Genomic DNA, 23,438 nt, shown 5'->3' on the forward strand with positions numbered 1-23,438 from the left:
GGGTTCGGGAGGCGCCGCTGTAGCCGCGATGCTGACCGGGAGCGCAGTCACGGCGGGGCTCGTCGCCGCCGGCAGTGTCGTCCAGGGCGCTGCGGCCTGCGCGGAGCACGCGGCGGCGGCGAGACCTCCCACAGCAAGAGCAAGCAACCTGTGGACCACTTAAGCACGCTCCTCACTTTGAGGACGCCTCAATGCGGGATATTAACGCATCGACGGACATGCCACGAACGTCGGCCATCTTGTCGGTTCCCTGCCCCACCACGATGGCCGTTCCGCCGGAGATGTCGATGTAGTTATCGACCGTCACCCGGAAGTAGGCGTCGGTAATCTGCGTATGGTGGCGAAGAAACACGATAATCCGGCCTTCCTCCGGAAGCGGGTACCGGCAGTCCGGCATTCCTGACCGCCTGACGATTCCGTTCGGTTGCGCCATGATGAACTCCTCGAACTGCAGGACTTTCACCCTGGCGTCACCTTCGTCTTTCAGATACTTTTCCACTCCGACCTCGTATAACACGACGCGGGCAGTCAACCCGGGGCCTCCGGCGGATTCCAGCCTTTCCTCTCTCCCAATCAGCTTCCCGAGCACGACGATCGCGGAGTTCGCGACGGCCTCCTCCAGCGTTACGTACATTTCGCGGATGAAGTCTCCAACGGCCTGCGTGCATGGCGTGGGCGCCGGCGTGGCCGAAAAGGCGAGGACTGTTGGCGTGGAAACCGGAGTTGCGGAAGCCGAGGGCAGAGGAGTTGGGGTTGGCGTTGGCGTCATGATCTGGGCGGGTTCGGTGGGGACCGGGGTCTCAGGTATGGCTGTGGCCTGGACCAAAGGTGTAGCCGTTGGAGTGGGCATACTCGCTGCTGGTATGGCAGCCTCTCGCGTGGGAGTGCCCGGCGCATCCGAAACGCAGGCTACCATCAACAGCAGCAGTAACGGTCCACTTACCGATACCTTTATGGCATTGTGCATTTGAGTTACCCAATCCCGGGAAATGCGTTGCGCCAAATCGTCCCAAATGTCGAGCCTCATTGCGCCCTGCCCTTCACCGTGCGAAAATACCGCGCAACCTGTACCTGAGAATACGAGAGGAGACGCCGAATGGTTTCCATAAAGCCGACTGTCGACCCTTCCATGCTCGGGACGTTGCGGTGGAGGAACATCGGCCCGCACCGCGGGGGCCGCGTCGTGGCCGTCGCGGGACACCCCACCGAGTACGCCACCTTCTACTTCGGCGCGTGCGCGGGCGGCGTGTGGAAGACGGACGACGGCGGCAACTACTGGCGCAACGTGTCGGACGGCTTCTTCAACACGGCGTCCGTCGGCGCAATCGCCGTCGCGGAGTCGGACCCCAACGTCATCTACGCCGGAATGGGCGAGGCATGCGTCCGCGGCAACGTCGCGCAGGGCGACGGCGTCTACAAGTCCACGGACGGCGGCGCCACATGGTCGCACGTGGGGCTGGAGCTCACGCGGCACATCTCCCGCGTCCGGGTCCACCCCGCCAACCCGGACATTGTGTACGTCGCCGCTCTCGGCAACATCTTTGGCCACGATGGCAGCCGTGGCGTGTTCCGGTCGGTAGACGGCGGGCGCACCTGGGCGAAGGTGCTCTTCCGCAGCGAGAAGGCGGGCGCGTGCGACCTGGTCATGGACCCGGCGAACCCCCGCGTGCTGTACGCCGCAACGTGGGAGAACCTCCGCCGTCCCTGGAACTTCTCCAGCGGCGGCCCGGACAGCGCTATCTACAAGACAGAGGACGGCGGCAATACCTGGAAGGAGATCACCTACGCCCACTGCCTGCCCAGGGGGCCGCGCGGCCGCGTCGGCGTCGCCGTCGCACCGAAAAGGCCCGGCCGCGTGTGGGCGATCGTCGAGTCGAAGGACCGCGGCATCTACCGCTCCGACGACGGCGGCGAGTCGTGGGAGATGCTCACGAACTCCGCCAACCTCCACCAGCGGCCCTGGTACTACAGCCACCTTGTCGCCGACCCCATGGACCCGGAGACGGTCTATGTCGTCGGCTCGAAGATGTACCGATCGAACGACGGCGGCCGCACCTTCACTGAGGTCACGACGCCGCACGGCGACAACCACGACCTCTGGATCGACCCGCGCAATACGCAGCGCATGATCAACGGCAACGACGGCGGGGCGTGCGTGAGCTTCAACGGCGGCGCTACCTTCTCCACCATCTACAACCAGCCCACCGCGCAGATATACCGAATGGACGCCGATAACCAGTTCCCCTACAAGGTCTACGGCACGCAGCAGGACAACTCCGCCATCAGCGTCCCCAGCCGCTCCTACAAGGGCGCAATATTGTTCTCCGAGTGCGAGTTCGTCGGCAGCTCGGAGAGCGGCCAGGTGGCCGTGCACCCCTCCGACCCTAATATCGTCTTCACCGGCGCGATCGGCAGCTCCGACGGCGGTGGGGACGCGATGCTGCGATACGACAGGCGCACCGGGCAGACGCAGGTGGTGTCGGTATGGCCGGAGTACGTCTGGGGCTGGGGCGTGCAGGACCACAAGTACCGCTTCCAGTGGACCTACCCCCTGCTCTTCTCCCCCCACGACCCCAACACGATTTACGCCGCCGCGGAGGTGGTGTTCCGCTCGACGGACCAGGGGATGAGCTGGAAGGCGTTCACGCCGGACCTTACCCGCAACGACCGTACGAAGATGGGGCCGTCCGGCGGCGACATCACGCACGACACGACGTTCGTGGAGCATTTCGGGACGATATTCTCGTTCGCGGAGTCGCCGCACAAGAAGGGCGTCTTCTGGGCAGGCTCGGACGACGGCCTCATCCACATCTCCAAGGACAACGGCAAGACCTGGAAGAACATCACCCCGCCGGGCCTGCCCGAGTGGTCCACGGTGAACATGATCGAGCTTTCGCGCCATGACCCGGCGAAGGCGTACGTGGCGGCGACCCGGTACCGGCTGGACGACCACAAGCCGTACCTGTTCAAGACGAGCGACTACGGCAAGACCTGGACGAAGATCGTGAGCGGCATCGACGACCGCAACTTCTCACGCGTGGTCCGCGAGGACACGGAGAAGCCCGGCCTGCTGTACGCCGGCTCCGAGTACGGCATATACGTCTCGTTTAACGACGGCGAGTCGTGGCAGTCGCTTCGCGGCAACCTGCCCGCCGTGGGCGTTCACGACCTCAAGGTCAAGGGCAACGAGCTTGCGGCGGCGACGCACGGCCGCTCGTTCTGGGTGCTGGACGATCTTGCCGTGCTGCGGCAGGCCGCCGACTCGATACGCGGCGAGGCGGCGCACCTGTTCGCTCCGGCGAGCGCCTACCGGCTGGCGCCGGACATGGCCGCGGGCCGCACGACGGGACCCGGGACGAAGTACATGCTGCGCCTTGGCGCGGCGGCGCTGTGGCACGAGAAGAAGCACCCCAACGGCGACGTGGAGGAAGTGTTCCTGGACGCCGGCAAGAACCCGCCGGAGGGCGTCGTCGTCCACTACTACCTCAAGGACAGGCCCGAGGGCGAGGTAACGTTGACGTTCCAGGACGAGGCGGGCAACACCATCCGCACCTTCACGCCGAAGCCGCCGGAGGAAGCGAAGCCCTCAACCGGCCCTGCGCCGGTGGCAGGCAGCGCCAGGTCAAAGAAGCGCTCCGAGAAGTTCATCCACGTGGAACCAGGCATGAACCGGTTCGTGTGGGACATGCGCTACCCGGGCGCGACCCGCATCAATGGGCAGGGCGACATCGATCCCGGCCACGTCGGGCCGTACGCCGTGCCCGGCAGGTACAAGGTCACGCTGAAGGTCGGCGTGAAGAGCTACACGCAGCCGTTCGAGCTGGTCAAGGAACCGCGCATCGCCACAATCGCCGAGGACTTCAAGGCACATTTCGACCTGCTCATGCGGATCCGCGACAGGGTGACCGAGACACACGAGGCGATCAACCGCATCCGCTCCGTCCGCCGCCAGATCGAGGAGTGGTCGGAGCTTGCGAAGGGCAAGGAGCCTCTGGCCGCGCTCCGCAAGGACGCGGAGGGCATCTGCGCCAAACTCTCCGAGATCGAAGAGGAGCTAATCCAGACAAAGTCCATCGACGGCATGGACGTCATCGCCCTGCCCACCCGCATCAACGCCAAGATATCGGAGCTTGCGTCCGTCGTCGCCAACTCGGATACGCGCCCAACCAGACAGTCGTATGATGTACTGGAGCACCTCAGCGCAAAGCTGGCCGAGCAGACCGACAAGCTGAAGGCGCTGATAGACGGCGACGTGGCAAAGTTCAACATGGAAGTGCGGAAACTGAATGTGCCGGCGATAGTGGGGTGAGTGGGGGTGTTTCCCCACCCGGACAGCCCCACAACAGGGGTACAGGGTACGGGGTACGGCCGAACAGCCATCACGCTCACCCGTCCCGATGGGGCATCGCCCCGATGCATCGGGGTCTCCCGTCAAGCACAGGAGAGGAACAATACAGACAGCCGACACCCTCTCTGTCCCGCAAATCCGGGACATCTCCCCCTGAGGGGGAGAAACGTAAGGGGGCAGGGAAGCCGGGTTAGGGATCGACGATCGGGCCTACGGCCCGATGACTTGGGAGTCTGAGGGCTTCGCCTTCAGTGGGGTACGGGGCGAAGCCCCGTGTCTTCTTCTTCCCCTTCCGCCGAAGGCAGGAAGGGGTTTGGGGGATGGTCCCAACACCCTCCCAATTCGCCGGACACACCACTGGCGCGGCGCTCACCGTAGACACTGCCTGCCCGGCCCACATTAACGATATTTCGAAGGACGACACACCGTTACCATGTCAACAACAACCCAACCCAACTTCAAGGTCGTCGGCGCCCGGCCGGTGAGGCACGACGGCGTCGAAAAAGTCACCGGCAGCGCTCAATACGGTGCGGATATCTACCTGCCGGGGATGCTCCACGGCAAGATACTGCGGAGCCCGCACGCCCACGCGCGCATCGTCTCCATCGACACGAGCGCCGCGGAGACGCACCCGGACGTGCGCGCCGTCGCCACGTGGCGCGACCTCCCACCCGCACCACCCATCGCCAGGACCGTCCTGCCCAACCAGACGCCGCTGGACAACGTGTTCGCGAAGGACAGGGCGCTCTACAAGGGCCACCCCGTGGCGGCCGTCGCGGCGACGAGCCTCCACGCAGCACAGGAGGCGCTTGCGCTGATCAGGGTCGTTTACGAGCCGCTGCCGGCTGTGACGACCATCGAGGAGGCGCTGAAGCCAGACGCGCCAGTGCTACACCCGCACTGGCAGCCTTTGCCGAGCATCGCGGCGCTGCCTGAGAAGAACAACATCGCCGCGCACCAGCGCCACGTCATCGGCGACGTCACGGCCGGCTTCGCAAAGGCCGACGTCGTCATCGAGCGAGAGTTCCGCACGAAGTCCGTCCACCAGGGTTATATCGAGCCACATGCGTCAACGGCAAGATGGGACAGACCTTTACCGAATTCTCCTCTCCCTCTGGGAGAGGATGTCCCGATTCTATCGGGACAGGTGAGGGACTCAGGCCGCCTTACCGTATGGACGTGCAGCCAGGGCCACTTCGGCATACAGGAGCAGCTTGCGAAGCTGCTCGCGCTGCCGGTATCTCAGGTCAGGATCATCCCCACCGAGATCGGCGGCGGCTTCGGCGGCAAGCTGCAGCCGTACCTTGAGCCGGTGGCGGCCGCGCTGGCGAAGAAGAGCGACAGGCCGGTCAAGATGGTAATGGACCGGGCCGAAGAGCTCGAGGCAACCGGCCCCGCGCCCGCGACTCACGTGAAGGTGAAGCTGGGCGCGACGAAGGACGGCCGACTGGTGGCCGGCAAGGCGCAGATATTCCTGGAGGCCGGGGCGTTTCCCGGTGCGCCAATGGCGGCCGCGCTGGCGGCGGTGTTCTCCGCGTACGCCATCGAGAACACGGAGCTGGACGTCTACGACGTTGTCACCAACAAGCCGAAGTCGGCCGCGTACCGCGCGCCCACCACGCCGTGCATGGCCTTCGCCGTCGAGGGAACGATGTCCGAGCTTGCCGAGACCCTCGGCATGGACCCTATCGACCTGCGCATCATGAACGCCGCCAGGCCCGGCCAGCGCCGCGCGGACGGCCTCATGAACGGCGCAATCGGCGCGATGGAGGTCATGCAGGCGGTGAAGTCGCACCCGCACTACACCGCTCCGCTGGGAGGAGAGGGGAATAAGGGCAAAGCCGCCAGTTTCGGGCGGGGCATCGCCATCGGCTTCTGCCGAAACAACGTCGGCACCGGCGCGGCCGTCGCCAATGTGCTCGCAGACGGCACGGTCGGCCTGGTTACGGGCGCCATCGACATCGGCGGCACGCGCACTGCCGTCTCCCAGATGCTCGCCGAGGCGCTCGGGATAACGGTTGACCGCATCAACCCGTCGATCGGCGACACCGACTCCATCGGCTACACGACGAACACGGCGGGCAGCAGCGTCATCTTCAAGCTGGGCCACGCCGTGAACGACGCGGCGAACGACATCAAGCGCCAGCTCAGGGAGCGCGCGGCGAAGGTGTGGGGCGTGCCGCTCGACGCCGTGGAGTACTCTGACGGCGGTCTGCGCCACAAGTCAGACGGCGAGTTGAAGCTCTCGTTCAAGCAGATCGCCGCGATGCTCAACGAGACCGGCGGGCCGGTGGTCGGCCGCGGCAACCTGGCGGCGACGGGCTCAACCGGCTCGTACTCCGCGAATATCGTGGACGTGCAGGTGGACCCGGAGACAGGCAAGGTCAGGATTCTGCGCTACACCGCGCTGCAGGACGTGGGCCGGGCGATACACCCGTCTTACGTGGAGGGGCAGATACAGGGCGGCACGGCGCAGGGCATCGGGTGGGCGCTCAACGAGGAATACTTCATGAGCGCGGACGGCAAGATGCTCAACACGAGCCTGCTGGACTACCGTATGCCCACGGCCTTCGACGTGCCGATGATCGAGGCGGTGATGATCGAGGTCCCGAACCCGAACCACCCCTTCGGCGCAAAGGGCGTCGGCGAGGCCAACATCTCCCCGCCCATCGCCGCCCTCGCGGACGCCATCTACCACGCCACCGGCGTCCGCCACCGCAGCCTCCCCATGAATCCGGGGAGAATAGTGAATAGTGAATTGAACAGCCGGATCCCGGTCCGATAATTCACTATTCACTATTCTAAATTCACTATTCCTCACACCCCCACCGCCCACCCATCCCTCCGCGGGTCCGCCCCACCGTGATATATGCCGGACTCGGGGTCCAGCAAGAGGCAATGGCCTCCGCCGACGCGGTACGGCCACGGCTCCATGATGGTGATCTCGTGGCCGCGCATCTCAAGGTCGCGCCGCACGTTGAGCGGGACACGCTCCTCCATGTGCACGTTCCTGCCGGAGAACAGACGGAATAGCGGCGCCTCTATCGCCTGCTGGATGTTCATGCCGTAGTCCAGCACGTTCATAACCATCTGCGCCGTCGTGTGCGTGATTCCCCAGCCCCCGGGCGTCCCTATCGCCGCGTAGAACTTGCCGCCCTTCAGCGTGATCGTCGCGGAGTACGGCGAAGCGCCGCGCCCGCCGGGCCTGATCGCGTTCGGCGCGCTGGGGTCCACGTCGAACACCATGGACATGTTGTTGAGGAAAATGCCTGTGTCGCCAACCGCCAGGCCGCAGCCGAAGTAGTGGCCCAGCGACTGGGTTATCGACACGACGTTCCCGTCGCGGTCAGCCACTACGAAGTGCGTCGTGTGCCCGCCGCTGTGCTCCTCAGGCGACCCGCCTGAGATCGCGCCGGCCGGCCGGGGCCGGGCGTAAGACTCGCCCTCCACCGCCGCGGCCTTCTCCATGTCAATGCGCGCCCTCTGCTTCGCCGCGTAAGCCTCCGACAGCAGCCCCGCCACGGGCACCATCGCGCGCGAGGCCTCCCCTGCGTATTTGATGCGGTCGGCGACGGCGAGCTTGCACGCCTCCACCTGGATGTGCAGGCTGTCCGCATCGCCGTGTCTCAGCGCCTCCGGCCCGTATCCCTCCATGATCTTGAGTGCTTCCAGCACCTGGAAGCCGCATAGCTCCGGGGCCGTGGAGAATACCTGGTGGCCACGATACTGGGTGCTGACCGGGTCGGCCCACTCCGGCCTGTACGTGGACAGGTCCTCGTATGAAAGGACCCCGCCCGCGCGCTGGGTATGCTTGACGATCCTGTCCGCGAGCTCGCCGTTGTAGAAGACCTCCCTGCCCTGCCTGGCGATCTTGGTGAGGCTGGCCGCAAGCTGCGGCATGACCACCTTCGCGCCTGGTCGCGGCGCTCGGCCGTTATTGGTTAGCAGGATTGCCGCCGATGTGGGGAACGGCCGCAGTCGCCACGCGAAGTAGTCGGTACGGTAGTTGTTGGCGTAGGTGAATGGGAATCCGTTCCCAGCGTAGTCAATTGCGGGCCGGAAAAGGCGCTCACGGTCCTTCGTGCCGTATTTCTCGTGCAGCATGAGCCATCCGGCCACATTCCCCGGCACAAGCGGCGCCATCGCCCCAAGGTCGAGGGCATCCAGCTTGAGCCCCTCCACCTGCAGGCCGAACGGCACGCGCCCGCCGAAGTTCAAGGTGCGCACGCGCCGCTCCTTCGCGACATACATCACCGCCGAGCCTGTGCCGCCGATGCCGGACATGTACGTCTCGGCAACTCCGAGCGTCGCAGCTACTGCCACGGCGGCGTCGAACGCATTCCCGCCTTCCGACAGCACCTCCATTCCCGCCTGAGAGGCAAGCATGCTGCCGGAGGAGACCATGCCGTTCGCGCCCATTACCACAGGGCGTGTCGGCGGTGGGAACTTGTGCCAGTTGCGCATCGCGAGACTCCTTCGAAATAACGTGTGGCGCACCGGGCGCGCCACCTGCTACAATTTAACGCGACGAATCAGGAGGTGCCGTTCAGTGTCCCAGACGCAGGCTTTCGACTACCGAGCCGACGACAGGCAAGTATGGGAGGAGGACCTCGACTCCTTCGTGCCGAAGCGCGTGTATGACACTCATATCCATTTGTTCAAGAAGTCGGAGATTGCCCCGGCGGCCCTCGCAGAGGTCCATTTCGAGGACGCAGATTTCAACAGGCTGAAGGCATGGACCTCCACGATTATGCCCGGCCGCGAAGCCCACTTCCTCGTGCTGGGGACGCCGTCCAAGGGGTCCAATACGAAGGCGCACAACGACATGATGTTCAATGAGGTCCGCGCGGACCCGCTGTCAAGGATGAACAGGCTTACCACGCCCGCCTGCACACCCGAAGACATTGAGCGAGATTTCCGAAGGGGCTTCGTGGGCCTGAAGGTCTATCGCATCTACGCAACGAGCGGAAACGCGAAGGACTGCCGCATCCACGAGTTCCTGACGGAGCCGCAGATGGAAGTCGCCAACCAGCTCGGGATGTGGGTCACCCTGCACCTGTCGAGAGAGATGGGCTGCGGCGACGAGGAGAACCTCAAGGACCTGGAGAACTACACGAAGAAGTACCCGCGGATCAAGTGGATCCTCGCTCACTCGGCGCGCAGCTTTATCTGGAAGCCGATACGCCTGGCAATCGACCGCCTGCGAGCTATGCCGAATATATACTATGACCTGTCTGCAGTCTGCGAGGTGAGGGCCTTCACAACCCTGTTCCAGCAGGAAGACCACAGGCGAATCTTCTACGGGTCCGACGGCATCGACTCCACGGGCTACCACGGGTATTACGTGCCGTTCGGCCACGCGTGGCAACAGGTGAAAACCGATAAGCTTACGATGCACCCGCTGACGACGAACAGGCGGCCCATCCTGTGCATTTATGAGCAGCTACTGGCGATGAAGCATGCAGCGGAATACGCCGGATACACAAAGGACCAGATAGAGGATATCTTCTGGCGCAACGCCGTAAAGGCCCTGAAGGTCGACTGGAAATAGCCTTCTCACGGCTACCCTCGGTGAAAAAGATAGTGGGCGGTCGGCATGCCGACCGCCCACTGCTATTCATATCCCTTTCGCTTCCCTAGCCCCTGGCCCTGGCAACCTCCACCTTCGTCGATTGCGTGAGGCGCTTCTTGATCTCCGGCCGCTCACCCTCCATCACCGTCTCGCCGGAAGGAGCGGCGCTGCCCCCCTCTCCCTCCACAGTGACCAGTATGCGCTCGGCCATTGTCAGCTCCAGCGGCATTGTGAAGATATCCGTTTCCGCGCCTGAAGGCACAAACGTGCCGATGGAAACGCGCCGGTCGCCGGAGGCCTGCCAGACCTGGTACGCGCGGTCCCTGGGAAGCCTGGGCAGATTTTGTACAAGCAGGTACGCCGTCTCACCGTCGTCCGACTGGACAAGGCTGCCCGTGGCGACGGGCGCGCTGCCCGCGCCGGCGAGGTTGTACACGGCTGCGCCGCCTGCCATCGCGCTGAGGAGATTGTGCTGCGCCGCGGCCGTGTGCTCCCTGTCCTTGAACCGCAAGTACACCCCGGCATTCCACACCGTCATGCCCACGGCCAGGAGCGCCAGCATGGCAACCGCCACCACCCAGCTCTTGCCGGACATCCACCCCTGATATGCGTCGCTGCCCGGAGAAGGACGAACGGCAACCGCGGGGTTGGGCCTGACGACGGGCTGAGGGCTCGGCCTCGGCTCCCTCGACTCAACGGCGACGAAGCTCAGGGACTCGCCGTGAATATATTGCTGAACAAGGCCCCGGCAGGTCGTGCAAACGTCCAGGTGAGTGGAGTATTCGCGGCTGTAACGAGGACTGAAGTTGCGGTTGAGGTAGCCGGATGCCAGCCTTTCCAGCTCGCGCGTCACCGACCCGTGAGTCTGGTCTGTGCTGAACGGTAAACTGTTCATCTCCCCGCCTCCTCCGCCTCTGTTTCAACTACGTATGCGACTACGTATACTAATATTTCGAGACTAGCCGCCGGTGCTTCGTCCATAATATACCTAGATAAAAAACATACCTGCAATCGGCGTTTCGGACTATTTTCAGTACATATACGTAGACAATTATTACTGGCCGTGCGGTGTCTCGCAATATTTACGAAATCCGTAAGCGCCATCAGCGGACGCGGATGGCGCGCACCTGGTTGTTGAGGGAGTCGCAGATGAGGAGATGGTCGCCGTAGAGGAGGAGCCCACGCGGCTCGTTCAGCCGGGCGGAACCGGCCAGGACGCCGTCCGCGAGGTCGCCGGGAGTGCCGCTGCCGGCCACGGCGGCCAGCTCGCCGCCCGGGACGATTCGGCGCACGCGGTGGTTCATCGTGTCGGACACGTACACCGTGCCTTCCGGCGAGACCGCCAGGCCGAGTGGCTTGTTGAAGTATGCCTCCGCCGCCCTGGCGCCGTCGGGGCTGAAACCGGCCTTCCCGCAACCTGCGACCGTGGAAATAGCGCCTTCCCTGCTAACCCGCCTCACAACGTGGTACGCCGAGTCCGTGAAGTAGAGGTTCCCTTCGCCGTCGAAGCGGATCGCGCTCGGCGCGCCGATCCTCGCCCTGACCGCCGGCCCGCCGTCGCCCGAGTACCCGGAAATGCCCGTCCCCGCAACGGTGGAAATCGTATTGGAAACCGCATCGATCCGCCGTATCCGCCCAACCGGGTCCCCAATATACAGACTATCGTCCGGCCCATACCCCACGCACTGCACCCTCGTAAAACAGGCCCCCATCGCCGGGCCGCCGTCTCCGCGGTCGTGGGCGAATGAGGAGCCGGCGATGATCCGGATGACTCCGTCTTCGTCCACGCGCCGGATGAAGTTGTGTATCTTTTCTGCAATGGCCACCCTGCCGCGGGAGTCCACGGCAACGTCGTACGGGTTGCCCAGCCACGCGGAGGCGGCGGACCCGTTTTTGTCGCCGCCGAAAGCCTTGGCCCTCGTGCCGGCGAACGTTCGTATGAGCCCCGTGCGGGGGTCGATTGCCCGGACCCGGTGACTCCACTCGTCCGCGACGTAAACCGTGCCGTCCGGGCCTGCGGCGAGCCCTGCCGGGCTGCAGAGGAACGCTGACCTCGCCGGTCCGCCGTCGTGCACGCTAGTCCCGCCCAGGACCGTGGTCACAATGCCGGTCCGGCCGTCGTACCGGCGCGTCCTGCCGGACTGGTCTCCCCAGAAAAACCGTGCCGTCTTCGTCCGCCCAGATGCCGGCCTCGCAAGCGTTGCAGTGCGTCTGGTTGCCGGGCAGGCCCTCTTCACCCCAGCCGGGAACGCCATTGCCGACGAGCGTGGAGACGATGCCGGTCCCGGCGTCCAGCTTGCGGACGCGATAGCCCCACTTCTCGCCCACGTAGATGTTGTCCCGCTTATCGATGAACAGGGAGTCAGGCCACTGCAGCCCTGCCTCATCAGCCGGCCCGCCATCGCCCTTGGAGGTGAATGCGCCGGTGCCGAGGGCCGTCGCGACCAGGCCGGTCCGCATTTCTATCTTGCGGATTCGGTGATGCTCGCAGACATACATGTCACCGCGAGAGTCGAAAGCTATGTGCTCCGGGTAGTACATCGCCGCGTCCAGGGCGTGGCCGCCGTCCCCGTGGTAGCCGTAGAGCGACAGCCGCGCCCCCGCAAATGGCCGGCTTGCGCCGCGCTCTGAGGCGTAGTGGCGGGCGTCCAGGCCGGCGAAGCGGGTGATGATTCCGGTCCGCGCGTCCACCTTGCGGATGTTGTTGCCGAACTCGCTTGCAAGGTACACATTGCCGTCAGCGTCCACCCCAACCCCGCAAGCGACGTCCGTCTCGGCCTCCAGCGCCGGTCCGCCGTCGCCGCCCCTGCCAGCTTTTCCGGAGCCGGCTACACGCGTAATTATGCCCGTCCTGTAGTCGATCCGCCGGACAGTGTTGTTCCACAGGTCTGTGAAGTAGACGTTGCCGTGCCGGTCCTGGAAGAGGTCGTGGGGACCGGCAATGCGCGCCTCCCCAGCGCCGGGCCGCCGTCGCCGGCCGCGCCCTTGACGCCGTCACCGCAGAAGGTATGGAGGATGCCTTCCCTCTCTATCCGCCAGATGCGGTGCGCGTTGTGGTCGCCGATCAAGAGGTCGCCGTCTGGCCGCCGGACGATGCCCTGCGGCCAGCCGGCATCCGCCTCGGCCGCCTGGATGCCGTCCCGGTAACCCTGCCCGGCGATCGTGAAGATAGTGCCTGGCTGGAGGCTGCCGAGCGACTTCAAGATCGGCATTTGGGCCTCCGGGCTAGCGGGCGGTCATAATCTCGCGGATTCGCCGAACGATGATCTCGGGCTCGCCGTCCTGAAGGGTAACAGGGCTGATGAAGAAGCCGCCGGTGAAGAGCTTGTTGACTACTCGGATGGAGGGGTCCCCGCTTGCCATGCGGTCTACAAGGTCGTCGGTCGACAGGCGGTGCTTCGATGAATCACGCTTGACCACGACGCGGGGCAGCGTGGTGTCGAACTCCAGGTGTTCGGGCTCGCCGGGCTCCGCCACGGCCGTCAGCCCCGGCACTTTTGCCACTTCGGACGCAATGTACTCCGCCATGGACAGCCACTTGCGTGTGAGGGCGTCAAAATCCGTGTCCACAAACAGCTCGAGCGCGGTCACCAGGCCGACGATCTCCTCCTTGGAGACCTTCGCCGGGCGGCCTATCGCCGCGTATGGGGACGCGTTGAGCGTAGCCGCCTCAATGAACTCTTTCTTCCCGCACAGGATGCCGCTGGACTGCGGCCCGCGCACGCCTTTGCCGCCGCTGAAGCACACGAGGTCCGGCCCCATCGCGACGAATCGCGTGAGGTTCTCCGGCGGCGGGAGCATGGAAGCGGCGTCCACGATGACCGGGACACCTCGCGAATGGGAGATCCTGACGACTTCCGGCATCGGCAATGCGCCACCCGGCCGGGGGCCGATGACATATGCAACAGCGGCGGTCCTGTCATTTATCGCGGACTCGAGCATCCATTCCGTCGTATGGTGCGTGTCGCCGATCATCACCAGCTTCGCGCCTGCGGCTCGGAAATTTATTTCGTAGCCGATGCGATGGGCGTGGTGGATGATGATCTCGTTCTTCATCCCCTCGGTGTCCGGCAGGCGGGATATCTTCGCCGGGTCCTTACCGGCGATGCACGCGGCAGCCTCCAGCAGCATTGCTGCCGAAGCGCCGGCCGTCACCATGCCGGCCTCCGCGCCGGTAAGCTTCGCGATGACTTCGCCCGCCTTGCGATTGAGCTCGTAAATATCCACATACGACCGGGAGGCCTCCGCCATCGCCTTGACGACGGCGTCGGGCATCAGGCTGCCGGAGACCCCTGAACGCCAGGAGGCGGCGTTGATGATGGGCCTGACACCCAGCCTGCTGTAAACGGAATTTGAGGACATCGAAAGGACACCCCCGCCCTACTCGACTTTGGGCTTACCCCAGATTATGACGAGCTTGAGAATTTCGTTACCCGTGTTGCGGAAACCGTGGTCCACCCCGGGAGGCACCATGATCGCGTCGCCGGCCTTAACATCAACGTCCTTACCGTCGCACCACATCACACCCTTGCCCTGCGTGAAGTAGTAGATCTCCTCGAGGGCGCTGTCGCCGCCATGGGTGTGGCCGCCCTCGCTCACGCCGGGCTGGAGCTCCCAGACCTCCATCCGGATAGGGAGGCGGCTAGACTGGCCGAAGAACTTCCTCCGGGTGATCTCGCCCTCCCCGTGGTGGATGTTCATCGAGACGACGTTGCTGCTCTCATTTTCCTTGTAGTACATTTCTGCCCTCTCATCGGCTAGTCTATAAACCGCAGCGCCTCGGCAGGATAGACCATCGAAGCTTGCCTTGCCGGAAGGAATGTTGTCAATAGGGACGCCAGGTAGGCCACGACTACGACGACGGCTATGTTCATCCATGGGACCTCGTAGCTCGCGCCTTCGAACTCCCGGGATACTTCCGCAACTATCTGCACAGACAGGCTCGCGCCCAGGGCGACACCAAGCGCGATGCCGAGGAGCGCGATGAACGATGACTCGAGAAGGAATGAGAGCTGTACCTGCGACTTCTGAAAGCCCACGGCCCGGAGCATGCCTATCTGCTGTCGACGTTCAACGACGGACCGGGCGGCAATTACCCCGAGTGCAGCGATGCCGACAACGAGCCCGAGGCTCATGAATCCCTGCAAAAGGTTGTTGATCATCAGGTTCGCGTTCACCTGTGTCTGAAGGAACTCGTCAAGCGACTCCGTCTGCGCCCCGTTTTCCAGGAACGCAGACTCGATTGCCCGTGACATTGCGAAGGCGTCCGCGCCATCCCTCACCCTGACGAAGTACCTGAGCCTCGGCACCGGCTGACCGATCAGCCCTTCGACCGTCTCCATAGAGGAGGCGAAGCCGAATGAGCCAAGGAACGCTGTCTGCTCTATCACGCCGATCACCCGCAGGCGGCGGGTGTTCCCCGTGAGTTCGTTGGTCACGTCCACGAAGATGTCGGCCGGAACAACTTCGTCCTCGCGGAAGAACCCCTCCAGCCGGAACGTTGGTCCACCGGCATTAACATCGTAGTTTCGCCTGGCAGGCACTATGAATGACGAAACGACGGCGGTGTCCGGCTCGTTCTGGAGAGCCATCCATACATCCCTGTCGGTCTCGTAACCGGCCGCCTTCTGGGAAATTTTGTACGTAATATGCTCCGAATACCCCCGGTCCAGCCCGTCGAAGGGCATGTCCTCCGGTTCCTTCTCAGAGCCGACCTGCCTGGCCTTGACCGCCACCGTGGCCGTGCCGGCGACCGCCTCAATGTCGTTGCGGTCCACGCCAGGTACGCCGAGAAGCGCAGACTCCAGGTCCTGGACGGGGTTTGTGTACCCTGTGTTAATCATGATGTCAAAGCCCCCGCCGATTCGCCTGTGGTCACTCAGGAGGCCGGCCTGGGAGTGCAGTATGAATGCCATGACGATCAGCGTAAAGATGACCAGTGAGAACATCGCCAGTGTCATGCCGGTCCTGAAACGGTTTTGCATTGGATAGGACACTGCCGTCTTCAACACCGGCGGCAGGCCGCTGATGCGGCCGAACACCGCCACCACGACCGCCATAATCAGGTCCGCGTTGTAAACGACGGCCCACACCGCGCCGATTACGACCATCAGGCCGGACAGAAAGAACATCTCGATGGAGGCGCTCAACTCAGGCAGGAAGGTCTCAGTTACTGAGGCCGGCAGGAGCCACCAACCGACGACTCCCAGACCGGCGATTGTGTAGGCCGCGCGCGTGCCCAGGAAGAAGCGCCGGAGGAGCATGGGCACGCCGATGATGAGCATCGAAGTCCCGAGCATGAAGGGGGCCGCCTGCTTGCCGCCGAGTCCGCTCATTGCAAACAGCGCGCCGAGGATCAGTATGACGATGGCAATGATCAGTCCGCGCCCGCTCTTTCGGTGGACCTTCGGGTCCGGAATATCTCTGATAGCGCGGATGACGTTCTGGCGGCTCGCGCGCCATGAGGCCAGCACGACAATAAAGAAAGTGAACGCCATTCCGAGCGTGTACGAAATAACGAGGCTCTTCCAGTTGAAGTAGAAGACGAGGTCAAGCTCCGGCCCGTCGAACTGCCCGATCGCCGCCGCGAGAAGTCGCACCATCACCCACCCGACGACGATTCCCAGCGCACTGCCCACAGCCGCGGCGATAAGCGAGTACAGGGCGCCTTCGAATGCGAACAGGCGCATCACCTGCCCCTGCTGGGTGCCTACCGCCCTGGCGATTCCGAGCTCGCGCTTCCGCTCCGCGGCAAGCATGACGAATATTAGAAAGATCAGCATGATGCCAGCGGCTACGGAAAACTGGCCGAAGAGGAGGAAAATACCGGCGAACGCAGAGCCAAGCTCGTTCGCAGTATCCAGCGCCTCCTGCTTGACCTCGCGCACCGCCAGGCCGGAGCCTTCGAGCGCCGTCTCCAGTTTGTCCGAAAGCGCCGCCGCCGCATCCGCGCCGTCGATCTCTCCGCCTGTGGTGGAGATGATCACGGAGCTGATTCTGCCCGCGCGGCCGGTCATCTGCTGGAGAGCTTCAAGGGGCATGGCTATGGACTCGGCGCCGCCTGGGTTCGCACCGGACACGTAGATTCCGGCTACCGTGAGCGTGGTGGGCTCCGGACCAAGGAAGAGCAGGAACGACTCTCCCTGATCAACTTCGATTTCGCTTGCCAGGTCCTGGCTTACGTAAACACGGCCGGGCGCGAGAGAGGATAGCGAAAGCGTCGAGCCGTCAGCGGCCGTCAGCCTGTCGAACGCCCCCATTCGGGCCTCATCAAAACCCAGGACGGAGACGTTCGGCTCACTGAGCCGGTTGGACGGGGAGACAACTGGGGCGGTCTCCGTGAGAAGCGGCGCTATGCCGCCGACGGTGGAGTCGCCGGCCAGGGCGGCCTCTACTTCCTGCATTCGTGAAGCATTGAAGGTCGCCGAACGACCGGTAACGTCGGTGGCCTCTGAAGCCACCAACAGGTCAACCTGCCCGAGTTGCTTAACGGCCTGTACCCGGATCGAATACGTCATCGTGTCGCCCGTCGCAAAGGACGCTGAGAACAGGAGGGTCGCGAGCATCAGGCCGATGATTATCAGCACAGTCTGCGCCCTGCGCCTGGGGATATTCCTGACTGCCATCTTGAATAGAACGGGGTTGCGCATCGCCATGAGCGCCACGACCGCCGTCCCGGCGATGAAGATTACCAGCAGTATGACCATGAGCTGGTCAAGGGGGATACCGAAAAGCTTTTCCATCTTGGGCTCCCAAGTCCCTAGCGCTTGTGGTTGGAATCGTCGCTCTCTATCTTCCCGTCGCGCATCCTGATAATGCGCGCCGCGCGGCTGCCGACCGCAGGATCGTGAGTTACAACCACGAATGTCTGCCTCTTCTCTTCGTTGAGACGGCACATCAGGTCCATGATGTCCTTCGAGGTCTCGCTGTCGAGATTGCCGGTCGGCTCGTCCGCCCACACGATCGCGGGCTCATTGACCAGCGCCCTGGCGATAGTGACCCGCTGCTGTTGCCCGCCGGACATTTCGGCCGGGCGCTTCGGCGCCTGGTCTTCCAGGCCCACGAGCTCCAGCATGGCCTGAGCGCGCTTGCGGGCGTCCTTTGGGTTGACGCCCGCCACAAGCAGGGGCAGCTCCACGTTTTCGACTGCGCTCAAAACCGGCAACAGGTTGAAAGACTGGAACACAAAGCCCATCTTCTCGGCCCGGTAGCGGGTGCGCTTCTTGTCGGACATCTGGTGAAGGCTGGCGCCATCGATTTGCACATCTCCGCCCGATATGTCATCCAGGCCGGAGAGGGTGTTCAGGAGCGTCGTTTTTCCGCAACCGGAAGGCCCCATGATGGCCACCATTTCTCCGTGCCTGATCTGAAGGTCCACACCGTTCAGAGCGTGTACTTCAACCTTACCTGTGCTGTATGTCTTGGTAAGTTCTTTAGCCTGGATAATAAGGTCTTTCGAGTCCTGCATATGCGCCTCCACGTAGGTCCGGTCAGACTTCTCGCGAAAAAGCGAACAACCATTATTGTATCAGATTTGCCCGTGGCCGAACGGGCCGGATTTGACGCTTTGACGCTTTTGAGGTTAACGGGTAAGCTTATTACATGTTCCGACTGTGTCCGGCAATTCGCTTGAAGGAAACCCACAAATGTGCGAGCTCTGCGACGTTCAGGAAAACTGGGCGGTCTCTCTGGATGAGATTGACGACACGGACCTGGACCCCGACGCCGAGTACGCGTGCGAGTGGGTAGCGGACCTGGAAGGGGACGACGCGGAGGGCTCCGAAGCCGATGATGTCGATGACCTGGGCGAGATGTGCGGCAAGCCCGCCACGTGGGCCGTCTTTGAGAAGTACGTGGAGGAGCACTACTGCTCGCGCCACGTTGCTGAGAGCCAGGCAGAGCTCGGCGAGGCAGGCAGCAACGGCAACGGGAATGGCCACGTGCACAGCGAGGAAGAGTACGAGCCGGACGTTGAGTTTATCCCCATTCGCAGCCGGAGCGAGCGTTGCGACTTTGTTGAGGTGGGGGGCGGATTTGCCGTGCGCCCGTGCGGCAGGCCGGCAACGCACGCCGTGATGGTTGTGCAGCAGTTCTACCAGTGCGATGAGCACACGCCTGAAGACGAGTACCCGAGGATGGAGACTGTAGCCTAGCCGCCCGGAGGAAGCCGATGAGACGAATAGCAGGCAGCAGACTGCATGGGCTGGCCACCGCCGCGTCACTGTACATCCTGGGGACCGCCGCGCTGGGCGACGTGATTACTTACCTCGTGATGGCGGTGACGGTAATAGTCATACTGGTTGCGATCACGATTGTTCAACGGCTGGTGCCGCGCCCGGGCGACCGGCGCAACTGGAAAGAGCGTCTCAGAGGCCGCTTCTAGCCCGTCAGATAGGCGTAGCTACGTAGCCTGACTTGCCATTCGCGGAAGGAGGAACGTCCGCCTCTACCGGAGGGCTGGTCTCCTCCTCTGTCTGTCCTGCCTGCTCCCCACGGTCAGCCTGCCCCGCGTTCGGGACGACCCCCTCCCTTGACGGCACCGAGAGCCCGATCTCGCTGAGGAACGGCAGCAGCACACGGTCGATTACCGCCCGCCAGGTGTACTTGGCCGCCGACCGCCGCGCCATGCGGCGCATCTTGGTCGCGATCTCGCCGTAACGGTGCTGGTACAGGTACGACGCGTGGTGAACGATCTCTTTCGGGTCGGCTGACTGTATCGAAACCGCGTCGTAACCGGGCGTGGCGTAGTCCTCTCCTGTGCTACCCACGAAAGCAATTCCTCCCACCACCATCGTCTCCAGCCCCACCAGCCCGAACGGCTCGATGCCGCTGTTGGCCAGCACTGCGTCCACCGCCCGGTAGAGCACCTTGCGCTGCGCCATAGAGAGGTATACCTGGAAGTCGATCACGTCAGCGTTGATCGCCGGCGCATTAGCCTCAATCATCGCTCCCGGCTCCTGCCCGGACCAGTGCACGGGCGCGGTGCGCATTCCGTGCTCGCGTATGCGGGCCAACACCTCGAGCTTGTGGTTTTCAACTCCCCCACGCGCCAGCAGGAGAGGCCGCAGTCCCATCCGCTTGAGCTCCGCCGCGGCGTCTGCCGCCATGAGCCACCGCTTGTCCGGGTCCCACCTTGCTACCTTGAGCAGAGACAACCTGTTCCACAGCAATGCCGATAGCTGCGACACCGACCGACGGTCGATCGGGTCCAGCCACTCGTCGGCGATTCCGTTCGGCAGGACGCGCGCGTCCACCCCGTACTTCCACATCTCGTGCTTCATGTACCGGCTGACTGTCGTCACTGTGCATGAACTCTTGAGGGAGTCCCAGTTGATGCGGTGGAATGAGAAGGTGTTGTTGGCGTTCCAGAGGACCTTAACGTTGTCTTGCCACCCGCGCTTGCGCACCACCTCGGCGAGGTTGATCACAGCGGTAGCGGTCTGCCACTCCTCCGCCATCACCATCACCTGGCCGCCCTCTTCCACCTTCTTTGCCAGCAGCTCCGTCTCCATCCACGAAGGCAGGGACTTGTCCCAATCGGCCAGCTTGGCCTCTTCGCCGTCGTAAACGCCGGCCGGGTGGTACCGGCTGATCCACTGGCACCACCGGTGGAGCACCAGCTTCCCGTTCTCCAGGGTCTCGTGGCCGGACAGGTAAGGCTCGCCTATGAAGAAGAGATGCGTCTCGAAGCCCATGCGTGACAGCACCTGCGTCAGCTCAGTGACGCGGCTGCCCAGGCCGCCTCCGCAGGAATAGTGGTCCGGCCCTTCAAAGCTTACAACTACAAAGGTAACTTCACCCATAATCGCACCGCGCCCTGGCGTTCACCCCGCACTCGGGTATACCCAGCACCCTATAGCATAACGGCGCTTGCCGGCTGAAAAGGAATCGGTCAAGAAATCGGCATCCCCTGATTCTTGACGCAAGGCCACTGCCTTTTTATAATTTGCTTTTATCAATTATGGGCTGGAATATTTGGATTTCCGCGCCGGAGGCAGCGTCAATGGCAGAACAAGATGTGCGATTGATGGGACACCTAATGAGACGGGCCGGCTTTGGGGCCAGCAGGGATGAGCTTGAGCGGCGCGCCGCCAAAGGCTACCAGGCGACCGTCACCGACCTGCTGGACACCGACGCCCCGGACGGCATACGCCACGACCTTCTCCGCCGCTACCACCCTGACTACTCGGGCTTCATAGGCCTCTCCGGAGCCCATTCGTACTGGCTCTACAGGATGCTCAACTCCAACACACCCCTGCTTGAGAAGGTGGCACTCTTCTGGCACAACGTGTTCGCCACGGGCTACGCCAAGCTCACTCAGGGTAAGGTCCTCATGGAGCAGATCGCCACGTTCCGAAAGCACGGCATGGGCGACCTGCCGACCTTGCTTGTGGCGCTCTCCAAAGACCCTTCGATGATTATCTGGCTGGACAACCAGGAGAACCACAACGGCGCGATCAACGAGAACTACGGCCGGGAGCTGCTGGAGCTCTTCTCCATGGGAGTCGGCAACTACACCGAGCAGGACCTGAAAGAGGCCGCCCGCGCCTTCACGGGCTGGACGGTCGCGAACACCGAATACGTGACGATGAAGGCCCGCAACGACTCGCTATGGCCTTATGGCCGCAGCGCATTCGAGTTCGAGTACCGCCCCAAGGACCACGACAACGGCACAAAGACCTTCCTTGGCCACAACGGGCGCTTCAACGGCGAGGACATTGTCCAGATCATCTGCAGGCAGCCCGCCACGGCGCGCTTTGTCGCCCGCCACATGTACCACTTCTTCGTAGCTGACGAGCCGCCTGTGCCGCAGTGGCCCTACCAGCCGCCGCGCGACCCGCGCGCCATCGACATACTGTCACAGGCCTACTTCGAGGGCGGGTACAGCATTCGCGAGATGCTCCGCGCCCTGTTCACCTCGGACTTCTTCAAGGACAAGTCCGTCTGGTACGCCAAGGTAAAGAGCCCGGCGGAGCTGGTTGTGGGTACGCTCAAGATCTCAGGGGACCTTCGGAAGCCAGACCCCCGCATGCAGCAGATGACGGGCGAGATGATGACGATGGGCCAGACGCTCATCAACCCTCCCAGCGTCGAAGGCTGGCACCAGGGCACCGAATGGATCAACACCGGCTCATCCATGGACCGAGTCAACTTCTCCGCAAAGGCCATCGGCGACATCACGCGCCCGGGCGTCAATGAGATGATCGGCAAGGTCATGGCCGAGGCCGGCGGCAAGGCCTCGCCCCGGGATCTCGTCGAGAGATGCCTGGACCAGATGGGCGCCGTAACCGTCTCGGACAATACGCGAAAGGCGCTCGTGAACTTCGCGGCCAAAACGCAGGGGGCCGGAGGCGCGCAGCCGAACGGCGGGCTGGATGAGAAGCGCGTCGCGGGCATCCTGGAGATGATCGCGGCTTCGCCGGACTACCAGAGGGGATAGCGGCTCACACGGGACCAACACCACCGCTGGAGGAATGACGCATGGCCCTTTCGACCGCTCGCAAGCCGTTCCTGAAATACAGCTTCACCCTCGGCATCGCAGCCATGGAGGGACGGGGGTTCTATTACCCCACCGACCTGGCCTTCCGGAACGACGGCCGCATATACGTGCTCGGCAGGGGCCACGACGGCGACACGCGCGGCGTTCAGGTCCTTGCGTGCAATATCGATAGCGAGTATTTCGGCAAGTTCGCGTCCCATGGCAAGGGGCCCGGCCAGTTCATCTGGTCCACCGCCATCGCCTGCGACAACGCGGGCAATATCTACGTGGCCGATGAGTACCTGAATAACATCTCCATCTTCTCGCCGGACCACAAGTTCATCACCAGGTGGGGCGAGCAAGGCACTGAGCCGGGGAAGTTGAACGGCCCCTGCGGCCTGTCTTTCGACTGGGAGGGGAACCTCTTCGTCGTCGACCACCAGAACAACCGCATCCAGAAGTTCACTAAGGACGGCGCCCTGCTGCAGTGCTTCGGCCACGAAGGCCTTAACTACGGGGAGTTCAACCTCCCTTGGGGGATTTGCGTACCGCGTTACGGCGACATTTACGTGGCGGACTGGGGCAACGACCGAATCCAGCAGTTCGCGCCGAACGGCACGTACATCGCCAGCTACGGCCGCTCCGGCGACGGCGACGGCGAATTCAACCGTCCCTCCAGCATCGCCGTGGACGCGCAGGGATACATGTACGTGACCGACTGGGGCAACCACCGCGTCCAGGTACTGGACCCGGAGGGGCGGTTCGTCCAGAGCCTGCGCGGGCAGGCCACGGCCTCGAAGTGGGCGGAGGAGTTCTTCCAGAGCAGCTACGACGAGGGCCGGGCGCGCGCGCAGTCCAACCTTGAGCCGGATCTGTCCCCCTACAGCGGGGACCCGTACGAAGAGTCCTGGCACATGGAAAAATACTTCTGGGCGCCCGTTTCCGTAAAGGTAGACAGCGCCGGTCGGGTGCTCGTCGTGGAGCGCAACCGGCACAGGATCCAGGTATACGAGCGGGCGAAGTAGGCTTTTCAAGACCGA

17 protein-coding genes are annotated in these 23,438 nt (G+C 63.5%); 7 read left to right on the plus strand and 10 right to left on the minus strand.

What is annotated here, in order from left to right; all coding sequences use genetic code 11:
• Nucleotides 1–172: 172 nt before the first annotated feature.
• The gene (locus FJ319_05860; GenBank protein ID MBM3933814.1) at nt 173–769 is read right to left on the minus strand and encodes a hypothetical protein; all 597 of its coding nucleotides are present in this window, start codon (nt 767–769) and stop codon (nt 173–175) included.
• A gap of 327 nt (nt 770–1,096) precedes the next feature.
• On the opposite strand from FJ319_05860, the gene FJ319_05865 reads away from it, so the two are divergent.
• A complete protein-coding gene (locus FJ319_05865) occupies nt 1,097–4,309 on the plus strand; it encodes a glycosyl hydrolase (protein ID MBM3933815.1) in 3,213 nt (1,070 codons plus the stop codon).
• A gap of 472 nt (nt 4,310–4,781) precedes the next feature.
• Nucleotides 4,782–7,133, plus strand: coding sequence for a xanthine dehydrogenase family protein molybdopterin-binding subunit (locus tag FJ319_05870; GenBank protein MBM3933816.1), 2,352 nt, complete (start codon nt 4,782–4,784; stop codon nt 7,131–7,133).
• Between the two features lie 32 nt (nt 7,134–7,165).
• Here FJ319_05870 and ggt read toward each other — a convergent pair whose 3' ends face one another.
• Nucleotides 7,166–8,812 (minus strand): gamma-glutamyltransferase, encoded by a 1,647-nt coding sequence (gene ggt, locus FJ319_05875; protein MBM3933817.1) that lies wholly within the window; start codon nt 8,810–8,812, stop codon nt 7,166–7,168.
• Between ggt and FJ319_05880 the strand changes: the two genes are divergently transcribed.
• On the plus strand, nt 8,733–9,899 hold the full coding sequence (locus FJ319_05880) for a hypothetical protein (protein MBM3933818.1): 1,167 nt from the start codon (nt 8,733–8,735) through the stop codon (nt 9,897–9,899). The genes ggt and FJ319_05880 overlap by 80 nt on opposite strands.
• 85 nt (nt 9,900–9,984) lie before the next feature.
• On the opposite strand, the gene FJ319_05885 is transcribed toward FJ319_05880, so the two are convergent.
• The 7 genes from FJ319_05885 to FJ319_05915 form a co-directional block, all read right to left on the minus strand.
• Nucleotides 9,985–10,815, minus strand: a complete 831-nt coding sequence (locus tag FJ319_05885) for an anti-sigma factor (protein MBM3933819.1) — start codon at nt 10,813–10,815, stop codon at nt 9,985–9,987.
• 208 nt (nt 10,816–11,023) lie between these two features.
• Nucleotides 11,024–12,322 (minus strand): hypothetical protein, encoded by a 1,299-nt coding sequence (locus FJ319_05890; GenBank protein ID MBM3933820.1) that lies wholly within the window; start codon nt 12,320–12,322, stop codon nt 11,024–11,026.
• A 438-nt stretch (nt 12,323–12,760) separates the two neighbouring features.
• A complete protein-coding gene (locus tag FJ319_05895) occupies nt 12,761–13,132 on the minus strand; it encodes a hypothetical protein (protein MBM3933821.1) in 372 nt (123 codons plus the stop codon).
• 13 nt (nt 13,133–13,145) lie between these two features.
• Complete coding sequence (locus FJ319_05900) at nt 13,146–14,282, minus strand: aminotransferase class V-fold PLP-dependent enzyme (GenBank protein MBM3933822.1); 1,137 nt, start codon at nt 14,280–14,282, stop codon at nt 13,146–13,148.
• Between the two features lie 18 nt (nt 14,283–14,300).
• A complete protein-coding gene (locus FJ319_05905) occupies nt 14,301–14,798 on the minus strand; it encodes a cupin domain-containing protein (protein MBM3933823.1) in 498 nt (165 codons plus the stop codon).
• Entirely contained in the window at nt 14,678–17,662 is a 2,985-nt protein-coding gene (locus tag FJ319_05910; protein MBM3933824.1) for an ABC transporter permease, read from the minus strand. The genes FJ319_05905 and FJ319_05910 overlap by 121 nt, the downstream gene beginning before the upstream one ends.
• 17 nt (nt 17,663–17,679) lie before the next feature.
• The gene (locus FJ319_05915; GenBank protein MBM3933825.1) at nt 17,680–18,387 is read right to left on the minus strand and encodes an ABC transporter ATP-binding protein; all 708 of its coding nucleotides are present in this window, start codon (nt 18,385–18,387) and stop codon (nt 17,680–17,682) included.
• A gap of 178 nt (nt 18,388–18,565) precedes the next feature.
• Here FJ319_05915 and FJ319_05920 point away from each other — a divergent pair, with 178 nt between their 5' ends.
• Complete coding sequence (locus FJ319_05920; GenBank protein MBM3933826.1) at nt 18,566–19,072, plus strand: hypothetical protein; 507 nt, start codon at nt 18,566–18,568, stop codon at nt 19,070–19,072.
• A gap of 17 nt (nt 19,073–19,089) precedes the next feature.
• Nucleotides 19,090–19,302 (plus strand): hypothetical protein, encoded by a 213-nt coding sequence (locus FJ319_05925; protein MBM3933827.1) that lies wholly within the window; start codon nt 19,090–19,092, stop codon nt 19,300–19,302.
• Nucleotides 19,303–19,306: 4 nt separating this feature from the next.
• On the opposite strand, the gene FJ319_05930 is transcribed toward FJ319_05925, so the two are convergent.
• Nucleotides 19,307–20,722: a glycosyltransferase gene (locus FJ319_05930; protein MBM3933828.1), complete on the minus strand. Its 1,416-nt coding sequence runs from the start codon at nt 20,720–20,722 to the stop codon at nt 19,307–19,309.
• A gap of 200 nt (nt 20,723–20,922) precedes the next feature.
• On the opposite strand from FJ319_05930, the gene FJ319_05935 reads away from it, so the two are divergent.
• Both FJ319_05935 and FJ319_05940 read left to right on the plus strand, forming a co-directional pair.
• The gene (locus FJ319_05935) at nt 20,923–22,359 is read left to right on the plus strand and encodes a DUF1800 domain-containing protein (GenBank protein ID MBM3933829.1); all 1,437 of its coding nucleotides are present in this window, start codon (nt 20,923–20,925) and stop codon (nt 22,357–22,359) included.
• Nucleotides 22,360–22,400: 41 nt separating this feature from the next.
• Complete coding sequence (locus FJ319_05940; GenBank protein ID MBM3933830.1) at nt 22,401–23,423, plus strand: hypothetical protein; 1,023 nt, start codon at nt 22,401–22,403, stop codon at nt 23,421–23,423.
• The last annotated feature ends 15 nt before the right edge of the window (nt 23,424–23,438 follow it).

This window comes from SAR202 cluster bacterium, assembly GCA_016872355.1.
GTDB lineage: Bacteria > Chloroflexota > Dehalococcoidia > Lucifugimonadales > VGZY01 > VGZY01.